This window comes from Aeromonas sp. R2-1 (assembly GCF_040908425.1).
Taxonomy (GTDB): Bacteria; Pseudomonadota; Gammaproteobacteria; order Enterobacterales; family Aeromonadaceae; genus Aeromonas; species Aeromonas caviae.
The window spans coordinates 92,276-112,031 of sequence record NZ_JBFODR010000031.1; the positions used below are offsets into that span (position 1 = coordinate 92,276).

Sequence of the window (19,756 nt, forward strand, 5' to 3'; positions counted from 1 at the left end):
TATGGCAATTTCATTCGACAAGGCATTCGGTGTTCATCAGTACACGCTGAGCGTGCGCGCCAAGCGTGCCGAGGTGTTGTCCAGCAACATCGCCAATGCGGACACGCCGGGCTTCAAGGCTCGTGACATCGACTTCTCACAGGCGTTGCAGGATGCCCAGGGCCAGCAAGGGTTCGGGCTCAGCACCACCAGCGAGAAGCACTTCGCCTTGCAGATGGATACCCCGGGCACGACCCAGTACCGCAATCCTCTGCAACCTGATACCGGTGACGGCAACACGGTGGACGTGCAGCAGGAGCGCAGCGAGTTCCTGCGCAACAGCCTCGAATACCAGGCCTCCCTTGAATTCATGAACAGCAAGATAAGCGGCCTGCTCAAGGCACTGAAAGGAGAGCAAGGATGAGTTTGTTCAAGGTCTTTGACATTGCAGGCTCTGCCATGAGCGCGCAGTCCGTTCGCCTCAACACGGTGGCGAGCAACATGGCCAACGCTGACAGCGTCAGCTCCAGCGTGGAAAAAACTTACCACGCCAGGCGGCCAGTCTTTGCCGCCCAGCTGGATCAGGCCATGTCCGACAAGCAGGCTTCGGTTGGGGTGGATGTGAAGGGCATCGTCGAGAGTGATGCGCCCCTGCTCAAGGAGTACAACCCGAATCACCCCATGGCGGACAAGGATGGCTTCATCTTCAAGCCGAACGTCAACATGGTGGAAGAGATGGCGGACATGATAGCGGCGTCGCGCAGCTACCAGACCAACGTCCAGGTGGCCGACGCGGCCAAGAAAATGTTGCAGCAGACCCTGGGCCTGGGCAAGTCCTGACAGAGGTGAACCCGGATGAGAGTGACCCGTGATCGCCTGCCAGGCGGCAACAATCGGCCCAATGGGCACGCCCTAGAGGGGGGAGCATAAGTGGCAGATACCTATGACAGCCTGCTGGGTGTCAACCGGACGACGTCGGCCCAGACCAGTACGGCCAACACCAGTACCCAGAAAAAGGAGCTGGATCAGGAGTCCTTCCTGAAGCTGCTGACCATGCAGCTCTCCTATCAGGATCCGTTCAAACCGGTGGACAACGCCCAGATGCTTTCCCAGATGACCTCGATGTCGACGTCTCAGGGGATCAGCAGTCTCTCCACCCAGATGGAGAGCCTCAACAGCCTGATGACCTCCAGCCAGGCGCTGCAGGCCTCCGCGCTGGTGGGGCAGAACGTGCTGATCCCGTCCAACACGGGTTACGTGGAGAAGGGGGGCACCCTCACGGGGGTCATCGCCACCGGCGATGGCGGCAGCAACATCAAGGTGACGGTGAAGGACGAGAGCGGCCAGGTCATCAGGGAGTTCGCCATCGAAGGGAGCCACAAGGGGAACGTGGCCTTCGAATGGGATGGCAAGGACAAGTCCGGCAACGAGGCCAAGAGCGGCAAGTATTCGATAGAGGCGCATGCCACCGTCGACGGCAAGTCGGAGAGCGTCCCCGCCCTGACTTACGCCAAGGTGGAGAGCGTCACCCTGGGAACGAGCACCAACCCCAGCACCCTCAAACTCAAGGGACTGGGTGGCATCTACCTGACCGATGTATTGGAAATTGGCGCGACGACCGGCAAGACCACCACCCAGTCGGCTTCGTCCTCTAACGCAGTGATCTAAGGAGAAAGACATGTCATTCAACAATGCCCTCAGCGGCATCAATGCGGCTCAAAAAGACCTGAACGTCACCGCGAACAACATTGCCAACGTCAATACCACCGGCTTCAAGGAGTCCCGTGCCGAGTTTGCCGACGTCTACGCCAACTCCATCTTCGTCAACGCCAAGACCCAGGTCGGCAACGGGGTGGCGACTGGCGCTGTGGCCCAGCAGTTCCACCAGGGCGCGCTGCAATTTACCAACAACGCGCTGGATCTTGCCATCCAGGGCAACGGCTTCTTCGTGACCTCGGACGGCCTGACCAACCTGGATCGCACCTACACCCGTGCGGGCGCCTTCAAGCTCAATGAAAGCAGCTACATGGTCAGCAACTCCGGCGGTTATCTGCAAGGGTACGAGATCAACTCTGACGGCACCCCCAAGGCGGTGAGCATCAATGCCACCAAGCCCATCCAGATCCCGGACAAGGCCGGTGAGCCGGTGCAGACCACGACGGTCGAGGCTGGTTTCAACCTGCCTTCCAGCACGAAAACGCTGATGGATGTCAATGCCTCCAAATTCGATCCCACTGACTCGACCACCTACTCCTCCTCCACCTCCGTGGTGGTCTATGACTCCCTGGGCGAGCCACACACCATCACCCAGTACTTCACCAAGGAAGCGGATCCGGCCGATCCTACCCAAGCGGCGGTGCCGACTGCCTGGCGCATGTATCTCTATGAAGGGGACAAGCCCATCGACATCGTAGGCGGTACGGCCACCACCATGGCGACCGGTTTGAGCCAGGCTCCCCTGAGCGCTCGGGTGACCTTCGATGCCTCCGGCAAGATGGTCACACCCACCACCCCGGCGGTCATCAAGACGGAACCCCTGGGGGCGGCGGGGGCTGGTATCATCACCAATGGCGCCGATGGCACCCAGGAGATTGAGTTCAAGCTTGGTACCGTGACCCAGTACGCTTCCCCCTTTGAAGTGAGCAAGCTGACCCAGGACGGCTCCACCGTCGGTCGCCTGACCAAGGTGGAGATCGGGGCGGATGGCATTGTCTCCGCCACTTACAGCAACGCCACCACCGTCAAGGTGGCCATGGTGGCCATGGCGAAGTTTGCCAATGCCCAGGGGCTCACCCAGGTCGGCGACACCTCCTGGCGCCAGTCCCTGCTCTCTGGCGATGCCTTGCCCGGCACCCCGAACTCCGGCACGTTCGGCTCCATCAAGTCGTCGGCGCTGGAGCAGTCCAACGTGGACCTCACTACCGAGCTGGTCGATCTCATCACTGCCCAGCGCAACTTCCAGGCGAACTCCCGTTCCCTGGAAGTGAACAGCTCCCTGCAGCAGAACATATTGCAGATCCGCTAAGACGGCGGGTAGTTGGCAGGGGCGCTTCGGCGCCCCTTGTCATTTCCGTCCCGCCTCATTTCCTCCTTTCATTCCGTCTTCGTCATCTCTCTTGGCATTCAACTTGCAGTTGAGCTGTGAGAGTCATCTGTTTGACGGAGGATCCCATGGATCACCTGCTTTACATCGCCATGTCCGGGGCCAAGGAGAACATGAACAGCCTGGCTGTTCGTGGCAACAACCTTGCCAACGCCAACACCATTGGCTTCAAGTCTGACTTCGAGCAGGCGCGCAGCATGCAGGCGTTTGGCGAAGGGCTGCCCACGCGGGTGTTCGCCATGACCGAGCGGCCGGGCCAGAACCTGCAGCACGGCATGCTGATGACCACGGGTCGGGATCTTGACGTTGCCGTCGATGGGCCGGGCTGGATTGCGGTGCAGGATCCCAACGGTGCGGAAGCCTATACCCGCATGGGCAACCTGCAGCTCAATGCCACCGGCAATCTGCAGACTTCCACCGGTCTGAATGTGGTGGATGATGCCGGTCAGCCCATCGTGCTGCCCCTGCCCATGGAGAAAATTGAGATCAATCGTGACGGTACCATCAGCGGCCGTCCCGAGGGGGCAGCCGCCAACCTGCCGGAAGATTTCCAGCGCATCAAGCTGGTCAACCCGGCGGCAGATGCGGTGGAGAAAGGCCAGGACGGCCTGTTTCGCCGCAAGGATGGCCAGAATGAGGCCGCGTCTGCGGATGTGGGCCTGATCGCCGGCTCCCTCGAGGGGAGCAACGTCAACGTGGTCGACGAGATGACCAACCTTATTCGCTTGCAACGTCAGTTTGAAACTCAGGTCAAGATCATGAAGACCGCCGAGGAGAACGACGAGGCACAAACCCAGCTGCTGCGTATCAGCTAATCAAGGAGCACCCCATGAATCCTGCACTCTGGATCAGCAAGACCGGCCTCGATGCCCAGCAGACCAACATCTCGGTCACCTCGAACAACCTGGCGAACGCCAGCACCGTGGGTTACAAGAAGGCGCGAGCCATCTTCGAGGATCTGCTGTATCAGAACATCAACCAGCCTGGCGGTCGCTCCTCGGCGGACACAGAGCTCCCTTCCGGCCTGATGCTGGGGGCGGGGGCCAAGGTGGTCGCCACCCAGAAAAACCACAGTCAGGGCAACGTCCAGACCACGGACAACTCCCTTGACCTGATGATCAGCGGCCGCGGCTACTTCGAAATCCAGCTGCCCGATGGCAGCGCCGCCTATACCCGCAACGGCCAGTTCACCCTGAACGACGAGGGGACCATCGTCACCCCGGGCAACGGTTACCCGCTGCAACCGGAGATCCAGATCCCCGAGAACGCCCAGAGCGTCACCGTGGGGGAGGATGGCCAGGTCTCCGTCCAGCTCAAGGGGGATGGCCAATCCCAGGTGGTGGGCCAGATCAACACCACGGACTTCGTCAACCCCACCGGCCTGCAGCCCATGGGGGAGAACCTCTTCCTCGAGACCCAGTCCAGCGGCGCCCCCATTCAGGGGACTGCTGGCGCGGACGGGCTGGGGGTGATCAAGCAGGGGATGCTGGAGACCTCCAACGTCAACGTGACCGAGGAGCTGGTGAATCTCATCCAGGCTCAGCGGGTCTACGAGATGAACTCCAAGGTCATCTCCGCCGTCGACTCCATGATGTCCTTCCTGACCCAGCGGACCTGATGAAAGGAGTGCCATGATGAAAGCCATATGGATGCTGGGACTGCTGACGCTGGCGGGTTGCACCAGTACCCCCAATACCGCCAAACCGGATGACCCGGATTTCGCCCCCGTCTACGGGGAGTCGGAGCCGGTGTCGGTGCGCCCGACCGGTGCCATCTTCCAGCCCGAGCAGGTCAACGGCATCTACTCGGACATCAAGGCGCACCGGGTGGGTGACATCATCACCATCCAGTTGGCGGAGTCGACCTCGGCGTCGAAAAAGGCCAACACCCAGAGCGGCAAGGACAACAAGCTGGCGCTCGACCCCGTCACCCTGGGTGGCGTGCCGGTCACGGCGGGGCCCTACGATCTGTCGGCCTCCATCGGCCAGAACAGTGCATTCAAGGGGCAGGCCAAGGCGGATCAGAGCAACAGCCTGCAGGGCAACATTTCGGTCAGCGTGGTCAAGGTACTGCCAAACGGCAACCTGCTGGTGCGCGGCGAGAAGTGGATCATGCTCAACAATGGCAACGAATATATCCGTATCACCGGTCTGGTGCGCCCGGAGGACGTGAGCTCGGAAAACAGCGTCTCCTCCCAGCGGGTGGCCAATGCGCGTATCTATTACGGCGGTACCGGGGATCTGGCGAACACCCAGGAACAGGGCTGGCTCACCAGCTTCTTCAACGGCCCCTGGTGGCCCATTTAAGACTCAAGAGTCCGGGGCGTTCACGGGCCCCGGATCAGGAAGGTTTTGTTAGGAGATGTCATGAACCGATTCCGTCTGCTTGCCCTGCTGTGCTGCCTGCTGCCCTTCGGGCTGGCGCACGCATCTCGCATCAAGGACCTCGCCTCGGTGGAAGGGGTGCGCAGCAACCAGCTGATCGGTTACGGTCTGGTGGTGGGCCTGCCCGGCACGGGGGAGAAGAACAACGCCTTCACCGAGCAGACCTTCAGGACCATGCTCAACAACTTCGGCATCAAGGTGCCTGACAACATCAAGCCCAAGATCAAGGACGTGGCACCAGTAGCCATCCACGCTGATCTGCCCCCCTTCTCCAAGCCGGGCCAGACCATAGACGTCACCGTCTCCGCCATCGGCGAGGCGAAGAGCCTGCGTGGCGGCACCCTGCTCCAGACCTTCCTGAAAGGGCTGGATGGCCGCGTCTATGCGGTGGCCCAGGGCAGCCTGGTGGTCGGTGGCCTCGGGGCCGAAGGGGCGGACGGCTCCAAGGTAGTGGTGAACACGCCCACAGTGGGGCGCATCGCCAACGGGGCGACCGTGGAGCGGGAGGTTCCCAACTCCTTCAGCCAGGGCGACACCATCACCTTCAACCTGAACCGGCCGGACTTCACCACCGCCCGCCGTCTGGCGGACGTGGTCAACGATCTGGTGGGTCCGAACACCGCCCAGGCGATGGACGCTACCTCCATCAAGGTATTCGCGCCGCGGGATCCGGCCCAGCGGGTCTCCTACCTCTCCACCATCGAGAACCTGGAAGTGGACCCGGCGAGCGAGTCCGCCAAGATCATCGTGAATTCGCGCACCGGGACCATCGTCATCGGCAGCGAGGTCAAGCTGCGCCCGGCGGCCATCAGCCACGGTGGGCTGACGGTCACCATCGCCGAGAACCAGCAGGTCTCCCAACCCAATCCGCTCGCTGGCGGGCAGACGGCGGTCACCAACAACTCCACCATCAACGTGCAGCAGGATCCCGGTCGGATGTTCAAGCTCGATACCGGCGCGACCCTGGACGACCTGGTGCGGGCGGTGAACCAGGTGGGGGTCGCCCCCGGGGATCTGATGGCGATCCTGGAGGCGCTGCAGCAGGCGGGCGCGATCCAGGGCCAACTGGTCATTCTGTAATTTCGTGAGCGGCAAGCGGTTGCCACGGGCGGCAAAGAGGTAGGTTATGGCAGAGTTCGACACCCAGAGCGGTATCAATATTGGCATGGTGCAGGATGTCCAGAACCTGGACAAACTGCGCCAGATGAGCCTGAGCAAGGAGGGGAAGCAAGGGGCCCTGATGGCGGCCGCCCGCCAGTTCGAATCCATCTTCACCCAGACCCTGTTCAAGGGGATGCGCCAGGCCAACTCGGTGCTCACCGAGGGCAACCCGATGAACAGCAGCTACACCCAGTTCTATGAAGGGATGCTGGACGAGCAGCGGGTGGCCGACATGTCGAGCAAGGGGGGGCTGGGCATTGCCGAGATGGTGGCCAGGCAGCTCTCACCCGAGCAGACCTTCACCCATCAGGATGGCCGGGTACTCAAGCTGCCCCAGCGTACCGAGCGGGTCTACAAGCCCTATCAACCCCCCAGTGCCTCCAACGATCTGATTGCTGCCTCCAAAGTTGGCAAAGATTTTGCTGATAACGAAATGAAGGGTGAGCTGAATGGGGCCGAGCGTACGCTGGCCCTGCCAAGACGCCCCCACCGCACCGTGCCGCCCATGGGCAGCAGCCAGAGGCCTTCGGCCCTGGATGGCAGCGCCAAGGTGTTTGACAGCCCGGAAGAGTTCGTCGACAGGCTGATGCCGCTGGCCAAGAAGGCGGCGGACAAGCTGGGGTTGAGTCCGGCGGTGCTGGTGGCCCAGGCCGCCCTTGAAAGTGGCTGGGGCAAGCGGGTGATCAAGGATGCAGACGGAAACGTGACGCACAACCTGTTCGGCATCAAGGCCGATCCGCGTTGGGAAGGCCCCAAGGCGGTGGTGAGCACCCTGGAATACGAGCAAGGGGTGGCCTCGCGCCAGAAGGCGGCGTTTCGCTCCTACGAGTCGTTCGAAGAGAGCTTCAACGACTACGTGGATTTCCTGACCTCTGGGAGTCGCTACAAGGGGGCGCTGGCCAAGGTGGACAGCCCGGACCGTTACTTCGAGGCGTTGCAGCAGGCCGGTTATGCCACCGATCCCCAGTACGCCAGGAAACTTAAACAAGTGTTGCGCAGTGATGCCATCGCCGGTTACTCGACGCCCGGCAACATTGCAGACAGGAACACAGAGATGGAGCTGTAAGCTATGGCAAGCGATCTGCTTGGAATTGGGACCTCGGGTGTGCTGGCCCAGCAGCGACTGCTGCAGACCACCAGCAACAACATAGTGAACGTCAATAGCCAGGGCTATGTACGTGAACGCACCCTGATCTACACCAATTCCGTCGGATTGGGGACGGGCGACATGGTGAGCGAGCGCATCATCAACGCCTATGCCCAGGCCGAGGTGCGCCGGGATACGTCCGCCTATCAGGCGGCCAACACCCGCTACGATCAACTGTTCCGGCTCGACAGCCTGCTCGGTGATGCCAGCAACAGCGTGGGGACCACCATCACCTCCTACTTCAAGGCTTTCCACACCGCCAACGAGTCACCGTCCGAGATCGGGGGGCGCAAGACGACCCTGAGTGAACTGAGCGGCATGGTGGACAGGTTCCATACCCTCTCCGCCCAGCTCGACAAGCAGTCCGATACCATCAACGCCACCATAGGGGACGAGACGGACAGGGTGAACAGCCTGCTGAACAGCATCAACGATCTGAACCAGGCCATCGTCCGCACCCAGGGCTCCCCTGAAGAGAATCTGATGCTGTTCGATCAGCGGGATGAGGCCATTCGCCAGCTCTCCGAGAAGATGGAGATCCGCACCGTGACCCAGCCCAATGGCAGCATGCTGGTCAACATGAGCACAGGGCACTCCCTGGTGCTCGATGGCGGCGTGGCCCAGTTCAAGGTGGTGCCGGGGGAGCCGGATTCCCGTGAGCCTTCCCTGCAGCTGACCCTGGGCAAGAACCAGGCCAGCATTAACGACAAGGATATTGGCGGTGCCATCGGTGGCCTCTTCACCGCGCGCCGGGATCTGGAGCCCGCCAAGCGGGAGCTGGGGCAGCTGGCCGTCGCCCTGGGGGATGCCATGAACCAGCAGAACCGGCTGGGGATGGATCTCGACAACGAGCTTGGGGGGGATCTCTTCACCCTCAAGGGAAGCCAGGGGCTGCCCTACGCCAGCAACCAGGGTAACGGGGCGGCCAGCGTCAACTTCGTCCCCGGCAAGGGGAGCGAGGTCACCACCTTCGACTACGAGGTGCGGTTCAACAGCGCCACCGGTTACGAGGTATTCTCCATCGACGGCAGCGGGCAGCGTACCTCGCTCGCCACGGGGACCACGCCGCCAGCCACCTTCGAGGTGGCGGGGCACGGCATCGAAATCGATCTCTCCGGCACTCCGGTCGCGGGTGACAAGATCTTGTTGCAACCCACCCGGAATGCGGCTGCCAACCTGGAGCAGGCGATCACCCGTCCTGAGGATATCGCGCTGGCATCCCCCCTGAAGGCGGACAAGGGATCCCAGAACCTGGGCTCGGGCGAGATAACGCTGGGCGGTGTCTACAACACCGGCACGGGCTCGGGTTTTGGCACCAACACTCTGGACCCGAGTGCCCCCCAGGTCATCAAGATCGACGGCAGCGGCAACTACGAGGTCTATGACAAGAACAACAACCTGCTGGGTGTCGCCCCCGCCTCCAGCAAGGGAAAGAACCTGATGGCCGCCCTCGAGAGCCCCCTGGGGGGGCCCAAGGTCTACGCCGATCCGACCCAGAGCCCGGGCTATGAGTTCAGCATCACCGGCAAGGTGGAGGCCAACGACAGCTTCACGCTCAGCTACAACAAGGATGGCTTTGCGGACAACGCCAACGGCCTGGCGCTGGCGGAGCTGCAGAACAAGGAGCTGGTGCGCAAGAACAACAACGCCGCCACCAGCAACGACAAGATGACCTTCAACGATGCCTACTCGGGTCTGGTGAGCGGCATTGGCAACAAGACCAGCCAGGCCAAGACCCTGCTGCAGGCCAACGAGGCAAAGCTGACCCAGAGTACCGCCATCTTCGAGAGTGTCTCCGGCGTCAATCTGGAGGAGGAGGCGGCCAACCTCATCCGCTTCCAGCAGTCCTATGCGGCCTCGGCCCAGATAGTGAACACCGCCAAGACCATCTTTGACACCCTGCTCTCCTCCGTGAGGTAAGTCATGCGCATCACCACCAACATGATCTATGACCGCAACCTTGCCTCCATGAGCAAGGTGAGCGAGCGCCAGAACACCGCCTACAACCAGTTGATGACGGGGGATAAATTCTCCCGTTCCGGGGAGGACCCGGCCGGCATGAGCCAGAAGATGGCGCTGACCAAGGAGATCGATCTCTTCAAGCAGTACGGCGTCAACGGCAGCCTGCTGGAGAACAGCCTTGGCCACGAGGAGACGGTGCTCACCTCCCTCAACAACGCCATGTTGAGTGCCCAGACCCTGATCCAGAAGGCGAACAACTCCGCCATGGGCTCCGAGGAGCGCAACGCCATCGCGAGCGAACTGGAGGGGCTGCAAAAGCAGATGTTCGACCTGATGAACAGCAAGAACTCTCAGGGGGAGTACATCTTCGGCGGCAATCAGAGCAAGACCCAGCCCTTCGTCAAGGATGCCAGCGGCAACTATGTGTTCCAGGGGGACACGGGGCAGCGCAACATCCAGGTCTCTCCCACGGTGCAGATCCCGGCCAACGACTCCGGTTTCGATCTGTTCGAGATGGTGGCGACCCGGCGCACCGCCAGCGCCGCCAGTGGCAACATCCAGGTGTCGGTGGCGGATCAGGGGAACTTCGAGAGTTTCTATCGCAACAACTATGATGCTTCCCTGCCGAGCAACCAGTATGCGGTCAGCACCCTGGCCGGGCCGCCGGACACCTACGAGATCCGTGACAGCGGTGGCACCCTGCTGCAAAGCGGCGACTATGTGGCGGGCAACAAGATCCCCTTCAACGGCCTGGCGCTCACCCTCGACCTCCCTGCGGGGTCGGCGACCCAGAACTTCGTGCTGGATACCCCGAAAAACGACAACATCCTCAATGGCATGTCCGATTTCATCTCCGCCATGCGCGATCCGACCCTGTCCGAGAGCGATTTCCAGCTGGCGGTCTCCGATGCCACCACCCACATGAGCAACGCCAGAACCAAGATAGACCGGGGACTGGGGGAGCTGGGGGGAAGGATGAACAGCCTGGAGCAGGTGATGAGCTCCAACGACGGACTCAGCACCCTGAACCAGCAGGCGCGGGCCAAGGTGTCCGAGGCGGACATGTACGAGGTGATCGCGGCCCTCTCCAAGGAGGATGCAGCCATGAGTGCCTCCCAGCTCGCCTTCAGCAAGATAAGCAAGCTGACCCTCTTCGACTATATCCGCTGACGTTCATCCGTTGACCGCAGGCTCCCCCGTGCCACGCACGGGGGAGCCTCGTTTCATGAAGGGCCCGCCGTCCGGCCAATTTGTAACAACCCGTTGCCAGGGGCCCGTTTGCCTTGACTCGACCTGTGCCTGGGCAGATGATGCAGCCCGCACGGTCGCGCCGTGCAATCAATGTTCGCAGCATCTCGTTAGGCGAGGCTCCTGCATAAACACAGGCCACTGATCTCACGACGTCCAGAGACGCCCAAGATCAGGACAGTTTTCATCGGATTAAGGTGTCAACCCAAGTGGCTTCCGGCATGCCGGATACGTTATGCAGTGCTAAAGCTGGTACGTGGGGATGAAAACACGCCGGACGGCGTCATTTCCTGCCTGTTACTCGTCAATCAAATTGCTGTTTTCTTGCCGTTGCATCCGGCCAGGTGCCGGAGGCGTTCAGGTTCGCCTGAAATCACATGAGGACATCTGTGATGAAGAAAACACACACCCTGCTCAATCGTCATCAACTGCTCGACCCGGTCGCCCTGCGCAACTGGCTGGCGCACAACCTGGATCCGGTGGCCCGTGCCGATCAGCTTCTGACCCTGCGCCCGGAAGAGCTCAACTGCATCTTCGATACCCTCTCCATGCCGGAAGGGGCGTCCTTGCTCGCCTCCCTCCCGGCGGAGTGTGCCGGCCATCTGCTGCTCAGGCTGCATGGCAGCATCGTGGGAATACTGCAGGGCACCCTGGCCCGTCGGGACCTGCTGGCCATCCTGCGAAGGCTCGACGAGCACGATCGCAAGACTCTGCTCGCCCGGCTGCCAGACCCCGCCCGTAAAGCCTTCCAGTCCCTGCTGGCCTGGCCGAACGAGTCGGTGGGGGCCAACATGCGCCACGAATACCTGGCAGTGGAGGCCGATGCAACGGTGGAAAGCGCCAAGCAGCTGATCCACGGGGCCTGGGATCAGGCCAGGCTGTTCGGTCATCTCTATGTGGTTGACGGCGAGCAGCGCCTCCTTGGCAGCGTCTCCCTCAAGTCGCTGCTGATCGCCGATCCCCTGTTGCCGGTAGGGGACCTGATGGAGGGGGAGGCGGTGCGCATCAACGCCCGGGCGGATCAGGAGCTGGCGGCCCGCCTGCTCATTGACCGCGACCTCTCACTCCTGCCGGTGGAAGATCAGGGTCGTCTGGTGGGGGTCTTCCACGTGGACGATGCCGCCGACATCCTGGAGCTGGAGTCCACCGAGGATGCGGAGCTGCAAGGGGGCTCCTCGCCGCTGGATACCCCCTATCTGCAGGCGACCCCCTGGCAGTTGTGGCGCAAGCGGGTGGGCTGGCTGCTGATCCTGTTCGTGGCGGAAGCCTACACAGGTACCGTGCTGCGGGCCTTTGAAGAGCAGCTGGAGGCGGCCATCGCCCTGGCCTTCTTCATCCCGCTCCTCATCGGCACCGGTGGCAACAGCGGCACCCAGATCACCACCACCATAGTGCGTGCCATGGCGGTGGGGGAGGTGAGCCTGAAAAACCTCGGCACCGTGCTGAAAAAGGAGATCTCCACCGGTCTGCTCATCTCGGCCGCCATCGCACTGGCGGCCTGGGTGCGGGCCTGGAGCCTGGGGGTGGGGCCCGAGATCGGCATGGTGGTGACCCTGACCATCGTCGCCATCGTGCTCTGGAGCGCCACCGTCGCCTCGGTGATCCCCATGGTGCTGCGTCGCTTTCGCATCGACCCGGCGGTGGTCTCCGCCCCCTTCATCGCCACCCTGGTGGACGGTACCGGCCTCATCATCTACTTCGAGATAGCCAAGCTGATCCTGCCGGATCTGCAGTAGGAAAGCACAAGAGACAAAAAAGGCAGCCATCGGCTGCCTTTTTGCACAGAGGGGCGGATCACCCGAGCTGGAACAGCAGGGGCCAGCCCTGCTCGTGGCAGTAGCGGTGCTCCTTTTCCAGGTTCTGCATCAGCAACTTGTTCTCGTCGCACCAGTCCAGGGGCAGGGTGACCACCAGCTGATCCCCGGCGGCCTGCACGTTCCACTCGGGCAGCAGGTTGTCCTGACGCCTGTGGTGGGCTGCCACCGCGAGGCGCAGGATGCGGATGCAGCGCAGCACCGTCTGCTCGTCGTGGTTGGGCAGGGCCGGCAGCTCGGAGAGCTTGAGCCCCTTGCGGTGAAAGCGCACCAGGGCCGCCAGCAGGGCCTGATCGTCCTGGTTGAAGCCGGGCAGATCGGTGTTTTGCAAGATGTAGGCGGAGTGTTTGTGGATGCCGCTGTAGTTGATGGCAAGGCCGATTTCGTGCAGCCGCGCCGCCCAGCCGAGGATGGCGCGATAGGGCTCTTCCGGCATCTCCCAGGGGCCGCTCAGGGCGTCGAACAGGGAGAGGACGCTGCTCTCTACCCGGGTGGCCTGGCGCTTGTCGATGCGATAGTGGGTGCTGAGGGCAAGCGCGGTGCGTTCGCGAATGTCGTGATGCTGCAGGCGCTCCTCGAACTCGTAGAGCAACCCTTCGCGCAGGGCGCCGTCGGAGTACTCCATCCGCTCGATGGGCAGGGAGGTGAAGAGCCCGAGCAGGATGGCCACCGCGGCGGCGAACACCCCCTGACGCTCCTCGGTGAGGCCCGCCAGCTTGAGCTGGTCGACCCGCTTGTGCTTGAGCATCTCTTCCTTCAGCCGCTCCAGTCCCGCCAGGGTGATGGCACCATCGGTCCACTCTTCCCCCTGCAACACGTCGCGCACGGTGCGGATGGAGCCCGAGCTGCCGAGGCAGCTCTGCCAGCCCAGCTTGCGGTACTGGTTGATGATGGGGGCGAGCTGATGCTGGGCTTCCAGCACGGCGGCGTTGAAGGCCTTCTCGCCGAGCTTGCCGTTGCCAAAGAAGCTCTGGGTGAAGCTCACGCAGCCCATCTTGCGGCTGGTGAGCGCCTTGTGCTCAAACCCTTCGCCGATGATGAGTTCGGTGCTGCCGCCGCCGATGTCCACCACCAGCACCTGGCCCTCGATGTGCTGGGTATGAGCGACCCCCTGATAGATGAGGCGGGCCTCTTCCTGGCCGCTGATGATCTCGATGGGGTGGTTGAGCACCTTGGCCGCCTCGCGCACGAAGTCGCGGGCGTTGCTGGCGCGGCGCAATGTGTAGGTGCCGGCGATGCGGATCTGATCCGGCTTGATGTTGGTGAGCCGCTCGGCGAACAGGGCGAGGCAGTCCAGCCCGCGCGCCATGGCCTCCGGGGACATGCGGCGCTGCTCATCCATCCCTTCGGCGAGGCGCACTCGCTCCTTGATGCGATCGATGATCTGCATCCGCCCCTCGGTGAGGCGGGCAATGACCATGTGGAAGCTGTTCGAGCCCAGATCGACAGCGGCGTACAGACTATTGTCCATGGTTTGACTCTATGCGTTTGAGGTAGTCGTAAATCGCCACCTGGGAACGGACCTTGCGGCGGTTGCCCCGCTTCACGTACTCGTTCTTCTGGTCGGCATCGATCACCCGCGCCTTGCAGGTATCACTCAGTTGTAGCTCGAGAATGTCGAGGATGCGCTGCTTGAGCCGCTCGTCATAGATGGGGGTGCCCACCTCGATGCGACCGTCGATGTTGCGGCTCATCCAGTCGGCACTGGAGATATAGAGCTGGGGATTGCCCTTGTTGTGGAACACCATCACCCGCGGATGTTCGAGGAAACGGTCGATGATGCTGATGACCCGGATGTTGTCGCTCAGGCCCGGCACCCCCGGGCGCAGGGCGCACATGCCCCGGATGATCATCTGGATGGGCACCCCGGCCTGGCCAGCGGCATAGAGCCGGTTGATGAGGTCTCTGTCCACCAGGTTGTTGATCTTGAGGGTGATGCCGCTGGGTTGCCCCGCCTTGGCGTTGGCCAGCTCATTGTCGATGAGGCGATAGAGCTGGCGGCGGCTGTTGATGGGGGAGACCAGCAGGTGGTTGAACTTGTAGCGCCGGTACGGGTACTCGATGTACTCGAACACGCTCTCCACCTCGGCGGTGATGTCCGGATGGCGGGTCAGCAGGGAGAAGTCGGTGTAGATCTTGGCGGTCTTCTCGTTGAAGTTGCCGGTCCCGATATGGGCGTAGCGCACCGCCTCGCCGTTCTCGTGGCGGGTGATGAGGCAGAGCTTGGAGTGGATCTTGAGGCTGGGCACCCCGAACACCACCTTGACGCCTGCGTCGGTCAGGATGTTGGCCCAGTCGATGTTGGCTGCCTCGTCGAAGCGGGCGCGCAGCTCCACCACCACGGTCACCTTCTTGCCGTTGTTGGCGGCGTCGATGAGGGAGTGGATGATCCGCGACTTCTTGGCCACCCGGTAGATGTTGATGCGAATGGCGCTGACCGCCGGGTCGAAGGCCGCCTGGCGCACCAGCTCGGTGAAGTGGTGGAACTTGTGGTACGGGTAGTAGAGCAGGATGTCCTGCTTGGCGATGGCGTCGAAGGCGTTGACGAAGCCGTCAAAGTCGCGGCAGTCCAGGGCCGGCAGCTTGGGGTTTTCCAGATAATCCCGGCCCACATTGGGGAAGCCGATGAAATCCTTGAAGTTGTGATAGCGCCCACCGGGCATGATGGCGTCGTAGGAGCTGATCTGCAGCTTGAGCTTCAAGAAGCTTATCATGGCCGCCGGCATCTCCCGCTCGTAGACGAAGCGCACCGGCATGGCGGTGAGGCGCTGTTTCAAGCCGTCACTCATCTTGTCCACCAGGCTCAAGTCCAACTGGTCGGAGAGGTCATATTCGGCATCCCGGGTCAGCTTGACCGCGTAGGCGGCAATCTCGTCGTAGTCGAAGAAGCCCTTGAAGATCTCGTCCAGACAGAAGCGGATAACGTTGTCCAGGATGATGATCTGCTTCTTGCGACGGGTGCCCTCCGGCGGTAGCTGGAAGAAGCGGGGCAGATCGTCGGTGGGCACTTCCACCAGGGCGTACTGGATCACCTGGCCGTTCTTCTTCATCTCGATGGCGAGATAGGTGTGCTCGTCTTTGAGGAACTTGACCGGGTTGACTTCCTTGTTGAGGAGGATGGGGATGATGTGGCGCAGCACCTTTTCCCGGAAGAAGATCCGCAGCCACTGCTGGATGGACTCGGAGAGCTGGCTTTCGTTCACCAGGAAGATGTTGTGGCGGGCCAGCGCGATCAGCAGCTCCTTGTAGGTGTTGTCGAACGCCTCGCCGAGCGCCATCACCTTCTGCTGGATGGCGCGCAGTAGCACCTTGGCCTCGTCGTCACCGCCGTGGACTTCGTTGATGAGGATGCGGCGCTTGACGTCCGACACCCGTACCTTGAAGAACTCGTCCTGATTGGAGGAGAAAATCCCGAGGAAGCGGACCCGCTCGATGAGGGGTACCGTCTTGTCCATCGCCTCTTGCAACACCCGTTCATTGAATGAGAGCCAGCTAAGCTCTTTCTCTTCATACTGCTTGTCGGTGCTCATCTGGTGCCTCTTTGCTCTGGTTGCGTCTGCGCGGAAGTTATGGCGTCAAACCATGACAAATTTATGACAGGCGACACTATTCGCTCAGATCCTGATCGATGTCGACGACGAGGTCGTCGGAGAGGGACTCCAGAGCCGTGACGAGATCGTCCAGTTCGAGCTGCGGCGGCAGGGCAACCAGGGCGTGAGCATAGAAGAGGGGGGCGCCTGAGTGGGGCGCAGGTTCGCAACCTGTGGTGAGGTCGGCGACGTTGATGTTGAGCTGGCGCAGGATGCTGGCCACTTCGTGGACGATGCCCGGTCTGTCGTTGCCGGTGACGCTCAGCATCACCTGATGGGCCGGTTGCGGGCTGAGCTGCCCTTCGGCGAAGCTCACGGTGAGGCCAGGCAGCATCACCAGGGCCTCGCACAGGCTGCGGTAATGCTCGTCAGGCACGGCGACGTGCAAAATGCCGGCAAATTGCCCCGCCAGCTCGCTCATGGAGCTGGCCAGCCAGTTGCCCTGCTGCCGGGTGATGGTATCGGCCAGGCTCTCGACGATCCCGGGTTTGTCTGCGCCGATCACGGTGACGACCAATTGCTTTTGCATCCTGCTCTCCTTGAATGGGGCTGCGTGGGGTCCGTTGACGCCTGGCGGCGACGGGGTGCGCGCCAGAACGTCCATGGGCTCTAGCATTGTGCCTGCTGTGACAGGCCATATGAAGCCCGCCTTGCGCAAATTCAGTGAAAAAACGCGAATGCCGGGACGGGCTTGATTTCTGCGCTGCCTGAGTCGCTTTCCCCGTGGTAGAGTGTGCCCCTTCCTCTGGTGTGAACTGAATTTGTCTTGTAAACGGGATGTGCGTGTATGAATAGCCTTGTCGTATCGGGAGCCGTGTTGCTGGGGTTGCTCCTGCTGGTGATCGTCTGGCGCAGGGAGAAAGGGGGCAAAGCCGAGCCCTATGATCTGCAGGAAACCTTGATGAGCCCAGCGGAGCGCACCTTCTTCGGGGTGCTGGATCAGGCGGTGGGGGACAAGGCCCGTGTCTTTGCCAAGGTACGAGCCTCTTATGTACTGACGCCCGAGGCGCACCTTGGCAAGGGCAAGCGCCAGCAGGCGCTCGACAAGATAGGGGAGAAGCACTTCGATTTTCTGCTCTGCCACCCGGCGGATCTCTCTTTCCTCTGTGCCGTGGAGCTGGATGACGAGGGGCACCGCCACCAGAAGCGCAAGTCGCGGGATCTCTTCCTGAAGGCGGCCTGCGATGGCGCCGGTCTGCCGCTGTTGCAGATCCCGGCCAGCAGCCACTACCAGGTCGACGAGTTGCGGGAGCAACTGCTGCCCCTGCTGGCGAGAACGACGGCGCCGATGGATGACCTGCTGCCCGGCGAGCGCCGCGAACCGACCTTCAGCCCGCTGCTGCTCGATGGTGTCGATCTGGGCACGTCACACCCGGGGGTTGCCAGGGAGCCCCAGGTGCCGCCCCCCCAGGCCGAAGAGGCAATGCCCGTGTTGATGGAGGAGAATCCCTTCCTCGATCCGGATGAGGAGGAGCCCCGGGAGACGACCCCTCATTGCCCCCGCTGTGCCGCGCCCCTGGTGGCACGGGAAGCACGAAAGGGTCCCCACGCCGGTCGCCTGTTCCTCGCCTGCAGCCGGTTTCCCGAGTGCCGCTATGCCGCTCCCCAGGAGAGCGTGAAGCACTGATCCCTTCTCTGACGCCGCGCCCTGTCGGCGTCATTCTTTCCCCTTCGCTGGTTTTCATCCGATACTCAATCTGGCTGGAAGCGTGATCCCCGTCCCGCCAGGGTCCGGGAGGATGCGACAAGTTTTGACAATCCGCCAGAATTTTGGCACTTTGTCCCCCTTATGACACAGTGCGAAATTGGTTTTAATAAGCACTTAAAAAACAATAACTTGGCGTCAGGTGTGAAAATATGGATAGGATGGCTATGGGTGTGCTGCTTGTTGATGCCGATGATGTGCGGCGCCAGCAACTGGGGACTGTGCTCTCCTTCATGGGGATCCCCTGGCAGGAGGTGGTGGAGAGCGATCTCGATATGGCCATCGAGACTGCCGGGCCCTTGCAGGGGATTCTGGCCGGGGAACTGCGCGAGCGCGCCCTGAGTGAGCTGCTTGCCGCCCACCCTCGTCTGCCCTTTCTCTCCCTGATGCCAGCGAGCCATGGTTGCAGCAACTTCATCGGGGTGGCCGAGGCCCCCTTTACCTATGAGTCCCTCACTCGTCACCTGCACTTCTGCCAGGCCTTCATCTCCCTGCATCCCCGTCATCAGACCCACGACAAGGGTCAGACCCTGCTGCGCCTGCTGGTGGGCAAGGGGAGGGGCATCCAGGAGGTGCGCCGTCTCATCGGCCAGGTGGCCGAGACCGACGCCAACGTACTGATCCTCGGTGAGTCCGGGACCGGCAAGGAGGTGGTGGCTCGCGCCATCCACGAGCTGTCTGCCCGAAGCGCGGGCCCCTTCGTGCCCATCAACTGCGGCGCCATTCCGGCGGAGCTGCTCGAGAGCGAGCTGTTCGGTCACGAGAAGGGGGCCTTCACCGGTGCCATTGCCGCCCGGCGCGGCCGCTTCGAACTGGCCCAGGGGGGCACCCTCTTCCTCGACGAAATCGGCGATATGCCGCTGCCGATGCAGGTCAAGTTGCTGCGGGTGCTGCAGGAGCGCCAGTTCGACCGGGTCGGAGGCGGCAAGGCCGTCCAGGCAGATGTGAGGGTGATCGCGGCGACCCACCGGGATCTGGAAGCCATGATCCGCACCCAGGCGTTTCGCGAAGATCTCTACTACCGCCTCAATGTGTTTCCCATCGAGACGCCCCCCCTGCGGGATCGGGCCGACGACATCCCGCTGCTGCTGCAGGAGCTGCTCAATCGCCATGCCGAACAGCACAAGGGGATCATCCGTCTGACCCAGCGCGCCATGGAGTCCCTGATGCAGTACGCCTGGCCCGGCAACGTGCGCGAGCTGTCCAACCTCATCGAGCGCCTGCTCATCCTCTATCCGAACCAGATCGTCGATGTGGCGGATCTGCCCGGCCGCTATCGCCTGCTGCCCTGCGAGCCACGAGATGAACGGCTCACCGAGATGGACGAGCGGGACGCCCTGGCTGCCGTGTTCCAGTCCCCACCAGAGCTGGATCCCGGCATCGCCATGCCCCTGCCCATGCAGTTGCCCCAGGAAGGAGTCAACCTCAAGGAGATGCTGGCCGACCTCGAGGTGGAGCTGATCCGCCAGGCCCTGGAGTCCCAGGACGGGGTGGTGGCCCGCGCCGCCGACCTGCTCAGCATGCGCCGCACCACCCTGGTGGAGAAGATGAAGAAGTACGGCATGAGCAAGGACAATTGAGGTCAATGCTTTGACGCATTGACCCAATACATTGATAAATAACGTCTATTTTGCTGGCATGGAAATTGAATAAGCTGACTCAA

17 protein-coding genes and 1 riboswitch are annotated in these 19,756 nt (G+C 62.2%); of the genes, 14 read left to right on the forward strand and 3 right to left on the reverse strand.

The genetic code is table 11. The features are described 5' to 3' along the window. Position 1 precedes the first annotated feature (1 nt). From flgB to mgtE, 12 genes are all read left to right on the forward strand, one after another. Positions 2–403, forward strand: coding sequence for a flagellar basal body rod protein FlgB (gene flgB, locus AB5Y80_RS11240; protein ID WP_010675294.1), 402 nt, complete (start codon positions 2–4; stop codon positions 401–403). After that, positions 400–819, forward strand: a complete 420-nt coding sequence (gene flgC, locus AB5Y80_RS11245) for a flagellar basal body rod protein FlgC (RefSeq protein ID WP_005329775.1) — start codon at positions 400–402, stop codon at positions 817–819. Before flgB ends, flgC begins: the two co-directional genes overlap by 4 nt. A gap of 90 nt (positions 820–909) precedes the next feature. Next, positions 910–1,647 (forward strand): flagellar hook assembly protein FlgD, encoded by a 738-nt coding sequence (locus AB5Y80_RS11250; RefSeq protein ID WP_042017540.1) that lies wholly within the window; start codon positions 910–912, stop codon positions 1,645–1,647. A gap of 10 nt (positions 1,648–1,657) precedes the next feature. Continuing rightward, positions 1,658–3,004: a flagellar hook protein FlgE gene (flgE, locus tag AB5Y80_RS11255; RefSeq protein ID WP_042017542.1), complete on the forward strand. Its 1,347-nt coding sequence runs from the start codon at positions 1,658–1,660 to the stop codon at positions 3,002–3,004. Positions 3,005–3,150: 146 nt separating this feature from the next. Next, the gene (gene flgF / locus AB5Y80_RS11260; RefSeq protein ID WP_010675291.1) at positions 3,151–3,897 is read left to right on the forward strand and encodes a flagellar basal-body rod protein FlgF; all 747 of its coding nucleotides are present in this window, start codon (positions 3,151–3,153) and stop codon (positions 3,895–3,897) included. A 14-nt stretch (positions 3,898–3,911) separates the two neighbouring features. Beyond that, a complete protein-coding gene (gene flgG, locus AB5Y80_RS11265; RefSeq protein ID WP_010675290.1) occupies positions 3,912–4,700 on the forward strand; it encodes a flagellar basal-body rod protein FlgG in 789 nt (262 codons plus the stop codon). 16 nt (positions 4,701–4,716) lie between these two features. Beyond that, entirely contained in the window at positions 4,717–5,388 is a 672-nt protein-coding gene (gene flgH / locus AB5Y80_RS11270; RefSeq protein ID WP_010675289.1) for a flagellar basal body L-ring protein FlgH, read from the forward strand. Between the two features lie 60 nt (positions 5,389–5,448). Then, positions 5,449–6,546, forward strand: coding sequence for a flagellar basal body P-ring protein FlgI (locus AB5Y80_RS11275; RefSeq protein ID WP_010675288.1), 1,098 nt, complete (start codon positions 5,449–5,451; stop codon positions 6,544–6,546). Positions 6,547–6,592: 46 nt separating this feature from the next. Next, positions 6,593–7,693: a flagellar assembly peptidoglycan hydrolase FlgJ gene (flgJ, locus tag AB5Y80_RS11280; protein WP_042017546.1), complete on the forward strand. Its 1,101-nt coding sequence runs from the start codon at positions 6,593–6,595 to the stop codon at positions 7,691–7,693. Positions 7,694–7,696: 3 nt separating this feature from the next. Continuing rightward, the gene (flgK, locus tag AB5Y80_RS11285) at positions 7,697–9,694 is read left to right on the forward strand and encodes a flagellar hook-associated protein FlgK (protein WP_368172937.1); all 1,998 of its coding nucleotides are present in this window, start codon (positions 7,697–7,699) and stop codon (positions 9,692–9,694) included. Positions 9,695–9,697: 3 nt separating this feature from the next. Further along, positions 9,698–10,906, forward strand: a complete 1,209-nt coding sequence (gene flgL, locus AB5Y80_RS11290) for a flagellar hook-associated protein FlgL (protein ID WP_010675285.1) — start codon at positions 9,698–9,700, stop codon at positions 10,904–10,906. Positions 10,907–11,083: 177 nt separating this feature from the next. Next, a riboswitch (M-box (ykoK) riboswitch) is annotated at positions 11,084–11,253 on the forward strand. A gap of 123 nt (positions 11,254–11,376) precedes the next feature. Then, positions 11,377–12,720, forward strand: coding sequence for a magnesium transporter (gene mgtE / locus AB5Y80_RS11295; RefSeq protein ID WP_039040238.1), 1,344 nt, complete (start codon positions 11,377–11,379; stop codon positions 12,718–12,720). A gap of 58 nt (positions 12,721–12,778) precedes the next feature. On the opposite strand, the gene ppx is transcribed toward mgtE, so the two are convergent. From ppx to AB5Y80_RS11310, 3 genes are all read right to left on the reverse strand, one after another. Beyond that, the gene (gene ppx, locus AB5Y80_RS11300) at positions 12,779–14,269 is read right to left on the reverse strand and encodes an exopolyphosphatase (RefSeq protein ID WP_042864118.1); all 1,491 of its coding nucleotides are present in this window, start codon (positions 14,267–14,269) and stop codon (positions 12,779–12,781) included. Further along, entirely contained in the window at positions 14,259–16,328 is a 2,070-nt protein-coding gene (gene ppk1 / locus AB5Y80_RS11305) for a polyphosphate kinase 1 (RefSeq protein WP_010675282.1), read from the reverse strand. The genes ppx and ppk1 overlap by 11 nt, the downstream gene beginning before the upstream one ends. A gap of 76 nt (positions 16,329–16,404) precedes the next feature. Next, a complete protein-coding gene (locus AB5Y80_RS11310; protein ID WP_010675281.1) occupies positions 16,405–16,917 on the reverse strand; it encodes a glycine cleavage system protein R in 513 nt (170 codons plus the stop codon). A gap of 258 nt (positions 16,918–17,175) precedes the next feature. On the opposite strand from AB5Y80_RS11310, the gene AB5Y80_RS11315 reads away from it, so the two are divergent. Together AB5Y80_RS11315 and AB5Y80_RS11320 are read left to right on the forward strand one after the other, a co-directional pair. Continuing rightward, the gene (locus AB5Y80_RS11315) at positions 17,176–18,015 is read left to right on the forward strand and encodes a DUF2726 domain-containing protein (RefSeq protein WP_219595924.1); all 840 of its coding nucleotides are present in this window, start codon (positions 17,176–17,178) and stop codon (positions 18,013–18,015) included. A 239-nt stretch (positions 18,016–18,254) separates the two neighbouring features. Further along, entirely contained in the window at positions 18,255–19,673 is a 1,419-nt protein-coding gene (locus tag AB5Y80_RS11320; protein ID WP_139736394.1) for a sigma-54 dependent transcriptional regulator, read from the forward strand. Positions 19,674–19,756: the final 83 nt, after the last annotated feature.

Bases quoted from the DNA above. Each gene is read 5' to 3' on its own strand.
- flgG (WP_010675290.1), top strand. From the start codon at position 3,912: ATGAATCCTGCACTCTGGATCAGCAAGACCGGCCTCGATGCCCAGCAG.
- flgH (WP_010675289.1), top strand. From the start codon at position 4,717: ATGAAAGCCATATGGATGCTGGGACTGCTGACGCTGGCGGGTTGCACC.
- flgL (WP_010675285.1), top strand. From the start codon at position 9,698: ATGCGCATCACCACCAACATGATCTATGACCGCAACCTTGCCTCCATG.
- flgE (WP_042017542.1), top strand. From the start codon at position 1,658: ATGTCATTCAACAATGCCCTCAGCGGCATCAATGCGGCTCAAAAAGAC.
- flgB (WP_010675294.1), top strand. From the start codon at position 2: ATGGCAATTTCATTCGACAAGGCATTCGGTGTTCATCAGTACACGCTG.
- flgC (WP_005329775.1), top strand. From the start codon at position 400: ATGAGTTTGTTCAAGGTCTTTGACATTGCAGGCTCTGCCATGAGCGCG.
- mgtE (WP_039040238.1), top strand. From the start codon at position 11,377: ATGAAGAAAACACACACCCTGCTCAATCGTCATCAACTGCTCGACCCG.
- ppk1 (WP_010675282.1), bottom strand. From the start codon at position 16,328: ATGAGCACCGACAAGCAGTATGAAGAGAAAGAGCTTAGCTGGCTCTCA.
- ppx (WP_042864118.1), bottom strand. From the start codon at position 14,269: ATGGACAATAGTCTGTACGCCGCTGTCGATCTGGGCTCGAACAGCTTC.
- AB5Y80_RS11275 (WP_010675288.1), top strand. From the start codon at position 5,449: ATGAACCGATTCCGTCTGCTTGCCCTGCTGTGCTGCCTGCTGCCCTTC.
- flgF (WP_010675291.1), top strand. From the start codon at position 3,151: ATGGATCACCTGCTTTACATCGCCATGTCCGGGGCCAAGGAGAACATG.
- AB5Y80_RS11320 (WP_139736394.1), top strand. From the start codon at position 18,255: ATGGCTATGGGTGTGCTGCTTGTTGATGCCGATGATGTGCGGCGCCAG.
- AB5Y80_RS11315 (WP_219595924.1), top strand. From the start codon at position 17,176: ATGAATAGCCTTGTCGTATCGGGAGCCGTGTTGCTGGGGTTGCTCCTG.
- flgK (WP_368172937.1), top strand. From the start codon at position 7,697: ATGGCAAGCGATCTGCTTGGAATTGGGACCTCGGGTGTGCTGGCCCAG.
- AB5Y80_RS11310 (WP_010675281.1), bottom strand. From the start codon at position 16,917: ATGCAAAAGCAATTGGTCGTCACCGTGATCGGCGCAGACAAACCCGGG.
- flgJ (WP_042017546.1), top strand. From the start codon at position 6,593: ATGGCAGAGTTCGACACCCAGAGCGGTATCAATATTGGCATGGTGCAG.